General features: G+C 64.0%; 9 protein-coding genes. 7 read left to right on the forward strand and 2 right to left on the reverse strand.

Going from position 1 to position 12,756, the window contains the following annotated elements:
- Nucleotides 1-64: 64 nt before the first annotated feature.
- Together E4M07_RS21450 and E4M07_RS21455 are read right to left on the reverse strand one after the other, a co-directional pair.
- Nucleotides 65-3,190 carry an efflux RND transporter permease subunit gene (locus E4M07_RS21450; RefSeq protein WP_136660452.1) on the reverse strand — a complete coding sequence of 1,042 codons (3,126 nt, stop codon included), beginning with the start codon at nucleotides 3,188-3,190 and terminating at the stop codon, nucleotides 65-67.
- A 3-nt stretch (nucleotides 3,191-3,193) separates the two neighbouring features.
- On the reverse strand, nucleotides 3,194-4,375 hold the full coding sequence (locus tag E4M07_RS21455; protein WP_136660453.1) for an efflux RND transporter periplasmic adaptor subunit: 1,182 nt from the start codon (nucleotides 4,373-4,375) through the stop codon (nucleotides 3,194-3,196).
- Nucleotides 4,376-4,533: 158 nt separating this feature from the next.
- Between E4M07_RS21455 and E4M07_RS21460 the strand changes: the two genes are divergently transcribed.
- From E4M07_RS21460 to E4M07_RS21490, 7 genes are all read left to right on the forward strand, one after another.
- Nucleotides 4,534-5,133, forward strand: a complete 600-nt coding sequence (locus E4M07_RS21460; RefSeq protein WP_136660454.1) for a TetR/AcrR family transcriptional regulator — start codon at nucleotides 4,534-4,536, stop codon at nucleotides 5,131-5,133.
- Nucleotides 5,134-5,256: 123 nt separating this feature from the next.
- On the forward strand, nucleotides 5,257-6,516 hold the full coding sequence (locus E4M07_RS21465; RefSeq protein ID WP_136660455.1) for an ABC transporter substrate-binding protein: 1,260 nt from the start codon (nucleotides 5,257-5,259) through the stop codon (nucleotides 6,514-6,516).
- A gap of 11 nt (nucleotides 6,517-6,527) precedes the next feature.
- The gene (locus tag E4M07_RS21470) at nucleotides 6,528-7,259 is read left to right on the forward strand and encodes an ATP-binding cassette domain-containing protein (RefSeq protein WP_136660456.1); all 732 of its coding nucleotides are present in this window, start codon (nucleotides 6,528-6,530) and stop codon (nucleotides 7,257-7,259) included.
- Nucleotides 7,252-7,950: an ATP-binding cassette domain-containing protein gene (locus E4M07_RS21475; protein WP_136660457.1), complete on the forward strand. Its 699-nt coding sequence runs from the start codon at nucleotides 7,252-7,254 to the stop codon at nucleotides 7,948-7,950. Before E4M07_RS21470 ends, E4M07_RS21475 begins: the two co-directional genes overlap by 8 nt.
- A gap of 8 nt (nucleotides 7,951-7,958) precedes the next feature.
- The gene (locus E4M07_RS21480) at nucleotides 7,959-8,888 is read left to right on the forward strand and encodes a branched-chain amino acid ABC transporter permease (RefSeq protein ID WP_136660458.1); all 930 of its coding nucleotides are present in this window, start codon (nucleotides 7,959-7,961) and stop codon (nucleotides 8,886-8,888) included.
- A 4-nt stretch (nucleotides 8,889-8,892) separates the two neighbouring features.
- Nucleotides 8,893-10,413, forward strand: coding sequence for a branched-chain amino acid ABC transporter permease (locus E4M07_RS21485; protein ID WP_136660459.1), 1,521 nt, complete (start codon nucleotides 8,893-8,895; stop codon nucleotides 10,411-10,413).
- Nucleotides 10,414-10,417: 4 nt separating this feature from the next.
- The gene (locus E4M07_RS21490) at nucleotides 10,418-12,727 is read left to right on the forward strand and encodes a N,N-dimethylformamidase beta subunit family domain-containing protein (RefSeq protein ID WP_136660460.1); all 2,310 of its coding nucleotides are present in this window, start codon (nucleotides 10,418-10,420) and stop codon (nucleotides 12,725-12,727) included.
- Nucleotides 12,728-12,756: the final 29 nt, after the last annotated feature.

Below are 12,756 nucleotides of genomic sequence, written 5' to 3' on the forward strand. Positions count from 1 at the left end.
GCTACGCCCAAACGCTTCGGGATCGTCTCAATCTCCCATTAAATTGTGGTTAAGTCGCTGTCCCTCAGGCCTTCGAGCCGCTTCGATGCACCTGCCGCCTGGCCGTGAAAAGGCCGCGCACGTCCTCGGTGATGGCCAAAAGGACGGGTACCAGCAGCAGCATCAGGGCCGTCGCGAATATCTCGCCATAGGCCAGGGAAACAGCGGCCGGGATGAGATACTGCGCCTGTTCCGAGGTCTCCGTCAGCAGCGGCGTCAGACCGATCACCGTCGTCGCCGTGGTCAGGAAAATCGCCTGGAAACGTCCGGTTCCGGCATCAAAGAGCGCCTCCCGCGGGGATAATCCTGCCTCGCGCCCCTGATTGTAACGGGTAATCATCACCAGGCTGTCATTGACGACAACGCCGGTCAGCGCCAGCATGCCGAAGAGCGAAAGCAGCGACAGCGGGATATCCATAATCAGGTGGCCCATGGCGGCGCCGACAAACCCGAAAGGAACGATGGCGAGGATGACGAAAGGCTGCCAATAGGATTTCAGCGGCACCGCCATCAACACGTAGATGAGCACCGCCGCCAGCAACAGGGCACGCTTCATACCGCCCCTTATCTCGCCCATTTCTTCCAGTTCGCCGGCCTTTTCGATCCGCACGCTCGGGTATCGCGCCGCCAGCCCGGGCACGAGTTGCTCGAACACCGCCTGGCCGACTTCTTCCGGAGCGACCGCGGACCGGTCGATCGACGCGGCAATGGTATTGACGCGCTTGCCGTTCTGCCTGTGGATGGTGCCGGCGACATAGCCGCTGCTGATTTCGGCGACCGAGGTCAGCGGTATCCAGCGGCCGTTCTTGCTGCGAACCCGGGTCTGCATGAGGTCGTCGACCGTATCGCGCGCACTGCCGGCGTTCTGAACCAGGACCCGAAGTTCGGTCCCGTTGCGGTTGACCTTCTGCACTTCCGCGCCGCCGAAGGAAAAGCCGATCTGCGAGGCCAGGGTCTGGGCGTCGAAACCGAGATTGCGGGCCTCCGGCCGCACCTTGATTTCCAGTTGCGGCTGGCCGGATGACATGCTGTCGCGAATATTGCTCACGCCCTCGATCCGGCCGAGGAAAGCCTGCGCTTCCTCGCTGGCACGCTGCAGCAATTCGACATCTTTCGAGAACAGGCGCAGCCTGAAACCGCCGGCCAGTTCCTCCGACCCGGTAAACTGCAGCTCCGTCGCGCCCTCGACCTGACCCGTGCGTTCGCGCCACGCGTTCAGGACATCGAGGATCCCCACGTCGGGACGCTCGGCGACCGGCGTCAGTTCGGCATAAATTTCCGCCGACCCCGCATCCGAAATTATCAGGAACGTCGTGCGGATCGGAGGGCGGTCAAGAGCGTGACGCTCTTGCAGTTCCTCGTTCAATGCGGCGCCGATGGCATCGATGCGCTCGATCTGCGCCCTGGTGAGCTGAAACGGCGCCCGTGCGTCCATCTTGAGGCTGACAGTGATGATCTGCCCTGGCACGTCCGGGAAGAACACGGTCTTGACCTTGCCGAGGCCGATCAGTCCGAGGCCCAGCGTGCCGGCGGCAACAAACAGGATCAGCGTGGCGTAGCGGTGCCGGACCGCGCCCTTGAGCAGCGGCGCGTAGATCCGGTCGCGAAACCAGGCAAGGCCCCCCCGCGCAAAGTTCTGGACTCCGCCCCAAAGCCGCGCAAGCACAAAGCGCCGTTCGCGATCCAGCTTCATTGCGGCAAGATGGGCCGGCAGTATGAACTTGCTTTCGATGAGCGAGAAGATCAGCGCGAGGATCACCATGCCCGAAAAGCCGGCCAGCACCTTGCCGAGCGGATTGTCGAGAAGCAGCATCGGAAAAAAGGCGGCAATGGTGGTCAGCACACCGAACACCGTCGCGACGGCGACCTTGGCCACGCCGTCCTCCGTGCCGCGGATCGGGTCGGGATTGCGCTGCCTTTCCTCGTAGACGCTCTCGCCCACGACCACCGCGTCGTCGACGAGGATGCCGAGCGCGAGGATCAGGCCGAAGGTTGTCACGTCATTGAGCGAATAATCGACCCATTTCGACCCGGCGACCGCAAGCGCACCCATGACCGATACCGGGATCCCCATGGCCACCCAGAACGCCAGTCCCAGATTCAGGAACAGCGACAGGATCAGGACGACCAGAAGCAATCCCTGGATGCCGTTGTTGCGCAGCAGCTTGAGACGGTCGGAGATGTAGTGCGACGAATCTCCCCACACCGAAATGCTGACGCCGGGCGGCAGTTGCGGCTCGAAATCCCGGACCACATCGCCGACCACCTCGGATATGCGCAGCAGGTTCTCCTTGCGGCCGACGAGCACCTCCATGCCGGCGGTCGGAGCGCTATTGAAGCGGAAGAGATAGTCGCCTTCCCTAACGGTGTCGCGGATGGCGCTGATATCGCCGAGCAGGATGGACGTGCCGTCGGCACGCTCGATCACCGGTATCTGCGCATACTCTGTCGAGAAACGTGCGCGGTCGTCGGCCCTCAAGAAAATATTGCCGCCCAGCGTGCGCAGCGTGCCGGCCTGGAAGTCGAGAGAACTGGCCTGTATCAAGCCGACGACATCGGCGACCGTCAGGTTGAACCGCTGCAGCGTGCGCGGCTCCACCTCGATGCGCATCTCGCGATCGTGCAGGCCCCAGACATTGAGGCGGGACAGTTCCGGTTTCGCCAGCAGTTCCTCGCGGAAACGCTCGGCGAGCGTCTGCAGCGTCGACGGATCGGTGTCGCCGTGAATGTTGACGTAAAGTGCCGGGAAATCGTAGCCGCTGGTTTCGATGACCGGCCGCTTGACCGAGGCCGGCAGGTCGGACAAGGCGTCAATCCGGAGGCGAACCTTGTCCAGCAGCTTCTGCAGGTCCTGCCCGCCGGCGCGGCGGACCGTTACCGTCGAACCGTCGTTGTTCGACTGCGAAGTGACGCTGCGCACGCCCTCGAGCCCCTCCAGCGCCTTCTCGATCTTGCGGGTGACCAGCTCGTCCACTTGCGCGGCCGGCGCGTCGCGATATTCGGTAGTGATGAAGATGCTGTCGGGCGGAACACGGGGAAATCCCTCGATCCGGATCGACAGCGCCGTCATGGTGCCGACGAACAGTATGAACAGCATCAGGAGATTGGCTGCCACCGGGTTGCGTATGAACCATCCTGTCAGCGCATGCATGGATCAGCTCCCCGGTTCGACGGCACGGACCTGCTGGCCCGGCAGGAACGAGACAAGCGGTGTCGTGGCGACGCGCCAGGTCTGCTCTTCTTCGCCGGTTTCAACGACGATCCGGTCGCCGCGGCGGAACAGCACGCGCGGCTTCATGCGTTGCAACCGGTCCTGCCCGTCGATAAACCAGACATCGCCTTCCTTGGTGAGCGCCGATGCGGGGATGTTCAGGGACGCCGGAACGGTGATGCCCGGCAGGACGACCTGCACGAAGTCGCCGGAGAGCACGGTTTCGGTCGCGGGATCGTCCACCTCCAGGAACACCTTGTACTGACGGGTGGTTTCGTCCAGGAACCCGCCCGCCTTGCGGACCGTTGCCATGGCGATCGCCTCGCCTTGCTGATCGAGCACCCGCGCCTCCAACCCGGCAAGCGGCTTGCGCAGGAGCGCCCAGTCGCGCCCGCTGACCTCGACGGTGAGCTCAAAGGTCCGGTCGTCGACGAGCTTGACCAGCGGGTCGCCGATATTGACGGTCTGGCCGGGGCTGACGAAACGCTCCGTTACGAACCCGGAGAACGGTGCGTCGACGGTGGCGTCCTTGAGCTGCTGCATGGCCGCGGCGACCCGCGCCTCCGCTGAAACAACGGCACTTTCGGCGATCTCAAGCTGGGGCAGCCGCAGCGCCAGATCGTTCGGCGGCGTAACCTTGTTCCGCTCGTGCTCTTTCCTGGCCAGGATGTTGGCGTTCTGCGCCTTCCTCAATTCGAGACGCGCCTGCTTGAGGGCAAGTTCCGCGGCACTGAGCTCGGCGACGTAACGGCTGTCCTCGACGGTAACGAGCGTGGTGCCCGCCCCGACCCGTTCGCCGACAAGCGCGCTGTTCGTCACTTCCTGCACCCGCCCTGAAACCGCAGCGCGCAGTTGCGCCGACCAGCGGGGCCGAACCTCTGCAAAAGCCCTGATTTCTATGGTCTCGTCGCCAACGGGGCGCATTTCGACCGACACCTGCTGCAGCGGCGGCGGCTCCTTTGCCCGGGTGACGTCGACGGTGTCCTCGGCGGAAGCGAGGATCAGCAGAACCGCGCCGAAGACAAGGAGAGCGGCGATGATCCAGATCCAGCGGCGCAACGGCGAAGCGGTTTGTTCCGGACCGTCGGCGGCGCGGTCGCGCGGCGAATTGACGGGTCCGGTCATGCCCGCCCCCGCAGCCGGTAATTGTTCGACAGCTTGCCGTCAGTGTTGGTATGGAACATCTTGATTTCTTCCCGGGGGCGACAAAATATTATCTGCAAGCACCAGTGAACGAACGATCGTTCGCTCTAATTAATCACCTGCAGAAAAGGTTTCAAGGCATGAATGCGCCCTCTGAAAAAAAGACAGCGCTCAAAAAGCGAAAAATGCGCATCGTCGATGCGGCGCTCGCCTGTTTTCTGGAAAACGGCTACCACCAGACCGGTGTACGCGATATCGCAAGAAAAGCCGGTATCAGCTTGGGAAACCTATATAATCACTTCTCAGGAAAAGAAGCCGTACTGGCCGAGATCGCGGCACTGGACCGCCAGGAATTGCAGCCGTTCCTGGACATGCTCTCCGATCACAGCAAGCCCGATGAAACGCTGATGCGCTTCGTTTCCGCCTATGCCGGCTATGCCGCGCATCCCGAGAATGTCGTGCTCACCGTCGAGCTGGTCAGCGAATCCGTGCACAATGCGGACATCGCGGCGCTGTTCAACGAGAACTGGGCGGCCCTCGTTGGCACCGTGAGCGATCTTTTGCGGAAAGGCGCGGCGGACGGGACTTTCCGCGAATTCGCCGATCCGCACGAGATCGCGGAACTGATCATGGACACGCTCGAGGGGTATGCGTTGCGCAGTTATTTCGCGAACGGCGCGAACGAGAAGACCGCCCTCGATACGCTGCAGGACTTCATCCGCCACGCCATCCGCAAATAGGCCGTCGACGCGCCGGTAATCGGGCCTTTTTGGCGCGTTTACGGTGCTTTTTAGTTCATTTGGCTCATGGACGCCGCCCCTCGGAATGCAGTTTCCTTTCCCAAAAAATGAGGGAGACGAAACATGTTCAAATTCAGCAGACGAAACATCCTGAAGTCATCGGTTGCAGCCATCGCCGCAGCCACCTTGGCAACGCCCCTATTGGCCGCCGATCCGATCGTCCTCGGCGTTCCTACCGCGCAGTCAGGACCGGTCGGCGTCGCCGATCAGCAGGACTGGCTGAACGGCGTCACCATGGCGGTCGAGGAAATCAACGCCGCCGGCGGCGTCAACGGCCGGATGATCGAGACCAAGGTGGTCGATATCGATATCCTGACACCCGAAGGCACGGTGGCCGCCTTCCAGAATCTTGCCGAATCCGGCGTCCACGCCATCGCCTCGTCCTTCGTACTTATTCCGCAACCGGCGATGGATGCCGCCGCCGCATCCGGCGTTCCCTATCTGCACGGCAACACACAGATGGCATCGCTGGATCTCTTCAAGTCGGACCCGCAGAAATACCGCAACATCTTCCAGATCGACGTGGCGGAGACGTGGTACGGCTCCGGCTTCATCAAGTTCCTGTCGAACCTGAAGGAATCCGGCCAGTGGACGCCGAAGAACAACAAGGTCCACATCGTTCAGGAGCAAATCGCCTATACGCAGGTGATCTCCAAGGCGACGCAGGACGCCATTGCCGCGTCCGGGGGCGAGTGGGAACTCGGCGCGGTGACGGACATCCAGTTCCCGGTCCAGGACTGGTCCCCGGTCATGCGCGCACTGAAGGAAACCGATGCCGGCATCATCATGATCGACCACTGGGTTGCCGCGGAACTCGCCGCCTTCGCGCAGACATTCGCGGTCGATCCGGTCGAGGGAGCGCTGGTCTATCTGCAATACGGGCCGTCGCAGCCGGAATTCCTTGATCTGGCCGGCGAAGCCGCCAACGGCTTCATCTGGGGATCGGTCATCGGGACCTATGCCGACGAGCCTGGCAAGGCGTTCCGCGAGACCTACCAGGAGCGGTTCCCGGGCACGATGGGCATGGTCTATACCGGCTCGGGCTACGACACCGCCAAACTGCTGGCAAAAGTCTGGGAAAACACCGATCCTTCCGACTTCGACGCCGTCGGGGACGCCATCCGCGGCATCAACTACCGCGGCGTTGCCGGCACCTATACGTTCGACAATGACAGCCAGTCCGGCACCAGCTATCCGAACCAGACGGACGATCCCGAGGCCGGCCAGGCGCACCTGATCTTCCAGGTGCAAGACGGCGCGCACAGGATCATATCGCCGCCGCCCTACAACGAGGTGGATTTCGAGCCCGCATTCTGGATGTAGGCCCGGTGAGCATGGCCGAACAACGGGGCATCTTCGGCTGCCGGGGGATCGACATTTCCTTCGGCGGCCGGCCGATCCTCAGGCAAGTCGCACTGCATGTGGACAACCGGGAGGTGCTCGGCCTCGTCGGCCCGAACGGGGCCGGCAAGACGTCGCTCTTCGAGGTACTGTGCGGACGCTACACGCCGAGTGCCGGCAATGTCTGGATGGACAGCGAGGACATCACCGGGCTTTCGGTGCACGACAGGGCAAGGAAAGGGCTTGCCCGGACCTATCAGAGCCCGGTCGTGCCTTCGGCGATGACGGCAGCCGAAGTGTTCCGCGCCGCCCGGTTCTCGCACCGGCCTTATCTGACGCGTTTCGACGCCGAGTGGGGCTGCCACCTCGCCCATTTCCACGTGCGTTGGGACACGCCGGCCGGCGCGCTCGACACGTTCGACCGGCGCAAGCTGCTGCTTGCCTGCCTGCTGATGCGCCGGCCGACGGTGCTCCTGCTGGACGAGCCGGCCTCGGGGCTGATCAATTCGGAAATCGACGAACTCGATCTCGTCATCCGCCGCCTCGTCGATGAATACGCCATCGGCGCGATCCTCATCGAACATCGACTCGAACTGCTTTCGGCGATCGCCGATCGGACCGTCGTGCTCGATCTCGGCGAGGTGATCGCCACCGGCACACCACGACAGGTCTTCGACGATCCGCGTGTGCTTGCAGCCTATTTCGAGGAACCGGCGCATGCCTGAAGTCCTGACGATACACGGCCTCACCGCCGGTTACGGCCCGCTGCGCGTGCTGCACGAGATCGATTTCCACGTCGAGGAAGGCGAACGCGTCGGACTGGTCGGCCTTAACGGCCACGGCAAGACGACGCTGTTCCGCGCCGTATCGCACCTGGTCGGCTGGCAGAACGGCTCGATCAGGCTGAACGGCGAGGAGATCGGCGGCGCGCGTTCGCTCGGACCCGGACGGCGGACCTCCGGGATCGTGCGCAAGGGCCTTGCCATGACGCCGCAGGGCGATGCCATCTTCCCGGGCCTGACGGTGCGCCAGCACCTCGACTGCGGCGCTTATTCGCGTCTGGCGTGGCGCGAGCGCCGAAAGCGGCGCGACAGGGTGATGGACATCTTCCCGCCGCTCCGCAAGCTGGAGGACGCCCTCGTCGGCAAACTTTCGGGCGGCGAGCGCCGCATGGTCTCCGTTGGCCGCGCGCTGATGGTGGAGGCCTCGCTCTATCTCATCGACGAGCCGTCGCTCGGGCTCGCCCCGAAGATCTCGGCATCGGTGATCGAGGCTCTGTTCTCGCTGCCGACGGAAGGCCGGGCGATGGTGATCGCCGAGCAGAACGTGGCGCTGCTGACCGGCCGGGTGGACCGCATGATCGGCATGCATGCCGGACGCCTGCGCGGCGACGTCGGCCATGTGGGGCTGGAATAGGTACCGGCATGGACGTTCTGGGAACCATCATCCACGGGCTCAACCTAGCCGCCATCTACGGACTGATGGCGATCGGGATATCGATCCTGTGGTCGTCCGTCGGCATGATCAACATGGCGCACGGCGCGACCTTTGCCATCTCCGGCTACGCCGCCTGGATCGCCTCGTCGGCGGCCAAGCCGCTCATCGCCGCGGCCTTCGGAAAGACCGTGATGGCGAAGCTCGCCATGGCCGGCGTCACGGTCGGCGCGGGCACGCTGGCCGGCGCGGTTTTCGGCGCCATCATCTACCTGCTCGCCTTCCTGCCGATCCACGACAAGCCCAATTTCGCGGTCCGCTCGCTGATCGTGACGCTGGCGATCAACCTGGCGACCGTGCAGATCCTGCTGTGGTTCTTCGGGCCGCGCCAGCGCGGACTGCCGAAACTGTTCGGCTTCGGCAAGTTCGAGATCCTCGGCGTGCCGATCCGCTACGACCAGGCCGGGGCGATCCTGTCGACGGCCATCATCCTGGGTCTCGTGCTATTCTGGCTTCGGGTCTCGCGCAAGGGTCTGGAGATCCGGGCGATGATGCAGAACCCGGAAGGCGCCGTCCTGTCCGGCATCTCGGTGCGCTGGACGGCGCTACCGGTCACCATGCTGACCGGCGCGCTTGCAGGGCTGGCCGCCATCTTGTTGTCGCAGACCATATTCGTCAGCCCGACAGCGGGGGCCCTGCCGCTGATCAAGGGCCTCACCATCGCGCTGCTCGGCGGTCTCGGATCGGTGCCGGGGGCTGTCGCCGGCGCGGTGGTGATCGGCTTCCTGGAGGCGACCGTGGGCGCCCTGCCCTTCCTCGGGCAGCGCTACGTGCTGTTCGCCCAGTTCCTGTTCATCATTACGGTCCTGATCATCCGCCCGCGCGGTCTCGGCGGCCTGCTGGACGAAACCCGGGAGTAGCGGCATGGCGCGGGACAAGAAATTCTACCTGATCGGCCAGCGCCCGCGCGAATTGCTGTTCTATCCGCCGGGCAGTGCGCCGCTGCGGCGCCGGCGCCTGCCGGGAACCCGAAGGCACCTTCTCAAGTGGCGCAGCCGCGCCAACCCCAAGTCGCTGAGACAGGAGCGCCGGCTGGCCGACAAGCGCCCGCTCTGGTGGACGATCGGCCTTGGCGCGCTGCTCGTCGCGACGCCGTTTCTGTCCAATTCGATGATCACGATTGCCGCCATCTTCTGCATGTTCGCCGCCATCAACGTGCTTTGGACCCTGGTGATCGGCACGGCCGGGATCTTCTCACTCGCAACGCTCGCCATCGTCGGCATCGGCGGCTATGCCGCCGCGGTGCTCAATGTGTGGCTTGGCCTGCCCTGGCCGCTCATGTTCGCGGCCGGCGGCCTCGCCGGACTGTTCGTCGGCGGTTTCCTGGCGCTGCCGTCGACACGGCTCGACGGGCTCTATTACGCGCTGCTCACTATGGGCTTTGCCGAGATCTGCCGGGTCTTCGTGGTACAGCTCAAGGCACTGGGGCCGACGAACGGCTCCATCAACAATGTCGGAAGCTTCATCCCCAAGGACTGGTTCCTGCAGCGCCCCGGCCTGCTGCTCGGTTTCGGCGGTGCCTTCCTGCTGCTGCTCCTGTCGCTGCTGATCTTCCGCATCGTCAATTCGGAGCGGCTGGGCATGCTGCTGCAGACCGCGCGCGAGGAGGAAGCTTACGCGGAAGCCGTCGGCATCGATTACCGGCGTGCGCGCATGTATGTCTTCCTGATCACATCCGGAGGGCTCGGCGTCATCGGCGCGTTCTACGCAATGTTCTACATGTCGATCTCGCCGTCGATCTTTTCGCTCGACCAGTTGCTCTTGCTGTTCGCGATGATCGTGATCGGCGGGCTCGGCCGGTCCGAGGGCGCCGTCATCGGCACCGCTGTCGTCGTCCTCATCGATAAGGGCATGCTGGAGCTCGGGCCGCCGCGCATTCTCCTCATCGCCGCGATCATGCTCGTCGTGACGCTGTTTGCCAATAACGGCCTTGTCGGCATCCGCGAGCAGTTCCGCAACTACCGCAACCGCAAGAGATCAGAGGCGCGCGCGCGTCGCACCGAAAAGGGAGGTGAGGTCATGCCGGAAGAAGCCATCGAATTCACCGACAAGCAGGAGATCTACTACCGCCGCTTCCAGAAGCGCCTGCGGGATCATCTGAAAACGCTGATCACCGACGAATTGATCGAGGAACATCGCAAAAGCCCCCTCGGAAAACACTCCGATGCGCTCAACCGTGTGCTGAACTATTTCCGCCGCGGCGAGATGGCCGACAAATACGCCATCATGCGCCAGCCGGACGGGTTCCACCGCTACAAGATCATCGCGTTTTCCGGCGAGCGCGGCGCCCCGCCGCGGCTGGTCGACGACAGGATTTATGAAGATATCAACGAGGCTTATCACGCCGTTTTCCTGTTGCGCGTGAACGACCTTCTGGAAAGCTGACGCCATGACCAACACCCGCATATTCGGCTACGCCGACCCGCTCAATCCGAAGGCGGGCGATGCTGTCGATTTCATGATTTCGGTCGAGGGCCGGCACGAGGTCGAGACCAAGCTCGTCCGCCTGGTCCATGGCGACGAGAACCCGGAGGGTCCCGGCTTCATCGAGGAGGAGATCGAGACCGACCTGCCGAGCTGGCTGAACGTCAAGCGGCAATACACACAGGTCGGCTCCTTCGCACGGTGCGATGATCCTGATCGCAGGCTGGACGGGCTGCAGAGTTTCACTGTCTTCGCCCACATCTGCCCCACCCTTCCCAAGGCCGAGCGGCAGATGATCATGGGCCGCTGGGCGATCGAGGGAAACCGCGGCTACGGGCTCGGCATCGATCCCGACGGCCATGTCTCGCTGTGGATCGGCGACGGCGAGAGCGTCGACCAGATCACCACCGAGATTCCTCTGGTTCCCCGCGCCTGGTACTTTGTCGCCGCGCGTTTCGACGGGCAAAGCGGCGAAGCGGAACTGCACGTCATCAACTGCGTCAATCCTTGGAATTCGCGCATTTCCACCGTCGTTCCCTTCGAGGACGACAGCTGGATCAAGGAAACGCTGCGCGTCAGACCGGCGGCGACGGCGGACGATGCGGTGTTTCACCTGGCCGCCGCGACGGCCTGGAACCGCCAGCGCGGGACGTACGCCTCGTTCTTGTACAACGGCAAGATCGACCGCTCGGGTGTCTATGACCGGGTGCTTTCGCGCGAGGAGATTACCGCCCTTTCCGGTGGCGCGGCACCTACAGCCGACGGTCTCGTCGCCTATTGGGACCCGACGGTCGGGATCACCGAGACGGGTGTCGACGACCGGATCGTCGACACCGGCCCGCACGGGCTCGACCTTGCCGGCGTCAACCGGCCCGTTCGGCTGATGACCGGTTTCAACTGGGCGGGTGCCGACAGCTTTCGGCTGGCGCCGGAAACCTATGGCGGCGTTCATTTCCATGACGATGCGCTGACGGACAGCGGCTGGGAGGTCTCGCACAGCCTGCGTCTGCCCGCCAACCTGCGCAGCGGTGTCTACGCGCTGCGCCTGCGCGCCGGCGGCATGGAAGATCACGTGCCGTTCTTCGTCCGCCCGCAGACCCCGGGCGCGAAGATCGCCGTCCTCATGCCGACCTTCACCTATCTCGCCTACGCCAACGAGCATCTGGCCTACGAGGCGCCGATCGCCCAGGCGATCGTCGCGCACACGCCGGTGATCGTTGCCGAAGACCTCGAATACAAGAAGCTCGAGGAATTCGGTCTTTCGACCTACGACCACCACAGCGACGGGGCTGGATGCTGCTACAGCTCCTGGCGCCGGCCGATCATCTCGCTTCGGCCGCGCTACCGGATGCCGGCCATGAACTTCCCGTGGGCGCTGCCGGCGGACCTGTCGCTGCTGTGGTGGCTTGAGCATGCCGGCTACGACTACGACATTCTGACCGATCACGACCTGCATGCCGAGGGCGCCGGTGCGCTCGCGCCCTACAAGGTCGTGCTCAACGGAACGCATCCCGAATACTACTCGGAAGAAATGATGGACGGCACCGAGGACTACCTGCGCGGCGGCGGCCGGGTGATGTATCTCGGCGGCAACGGCTATTACTGGGTGACGGGCCTGCGCGCGGGCGAGCCGCACTGCATCGAGGTGCGCAAGCTGGACACGGGGTCCCGCGCCTGGCAGGCCGAACCAGGCGAAGGGCACCTGGCCTGCACCGGCGAGCGCTCGGGCCTGTGGCGTTCGCGCGGGCGGGCGCCGCAGAAGATCGTCGGGCTGGGCTTCACCACCGAGGGCATGGACGAAAGCCAGCCCTATGAGCGCATGCCGGACTCCTTTCACAAGCGGGTCTCGTGGATCATGCAGGGCATCGGCGACGAGGAGCCGATCGGCGATTTCGGCCTCGCGGCGGGCGGATGCGCGGGTGTCGAGCTCGACCGCTATGAACTCGGTCTCGGAACCCCGCCGCACGCCATGCTGCTGGCCTCGAGCTGGGGCCATTCGGACAATTACCCGCTGGTGTCGGAAGAGATCACCTACGCGTTCCCCGGACGCGGCGGCACCCAGGACGCGCAGGTGCGCGGCGACATGATCTACTTCACAACGCCGAATGACGGCGCGGTCTTCGCGGCAGGCTCCATCGCCTGGTCGCAGGCCCTGCCCTGCAACGGCGGCGACAACAATGTCGCGCAGATCATGCGCAACCTGCTCGATGCCTTCACCAAAGATGGGAAATTGCCCGGTTCGCAGTATACTGGCGATGAAAAGCTGTGGCGCTAGACAAATGCCGGCACACCTGGGGAGGAGTG

Origin of the sequence: Nitratireductor sp. XY-223 (assembly GCF_004959855.1) — a bacterium.
Lineage (GTDB): Bacteria > Pseudomonadota > Alphaproteobacteria > Rhizobiales > Rhizobiaceae > Hoeflea_A.

What these genes read in the sequence shown, in the direction of transcription:
- E4M07_RS21485 (WP_136660459.1), top strand. Translation starts at nt 8,893, where the DNA reads ATGGCGCGGGACAAGAAATTCTACCTGATCGGCCAGCGCCCGCGCGAA.
- E4M07_RS21455 (WP_136660453.1), bottom strand. Translation starts at nt 4,375, where the DNA reads ATGACCGGACCCGTCAATTCGCCGCGCGACCGCGCCGCCGACGGTCCG.
- E4M07_RS21490 (WP_136660460.1), top strand. Translation starts at nt 10,418, where the DNA reads ATGACCAACACCCGCATATTCGGCTACGCCGACCCGCTCAATCCGAAG.
- E4M07_RS21475 (WP_136660457.1), top strand. Translation starts at nt 7,252, where the DNA reads ATGCCTGAAGTCCTGACGATACACGGCCTCACCGCCGGTTACGGCCCG.
- E4M07_RS21470 (WP_136660456.1), top strand. Translation starts at nt 6,528, where the DNA reads ATGGCCGAACAACGGGGCATCTTCGGCTGCCGGGGGATCGACATTTCC.
- E4M07_RS21460 (WP_136660454.1), top strand. Translation starts at nt 4,534, where the DNA reads ATGAATGCGCCCTCTGAAAAAAAGACAGCGCTCAAAAAGCGAAAAATG.
- E4M07_RS21465 (WP_136660455.1), top strand. Translation starts at nt 5,257, where the DNA reads ATGTTCAAATTCAGCAGACGAAACATCCTGAAGTCATCGGTTGCAGCC.
- E4M07_RS21450 (WP_136660452.1), bottom strand. Translation starts at nt 3,190, where the DNA reads ATGCATGCGCTGACAGGATGGTTCATACGCAACCCGGTGGCAGCCAAT.
- E4M07_RS21480 (WP_136660458.1), top strand. Translation starts at nt 7,959, where the DNA reads ATGGACGTTCTGGGAACCATCATCCACGGGCTCAACCTAGCCGCCATC.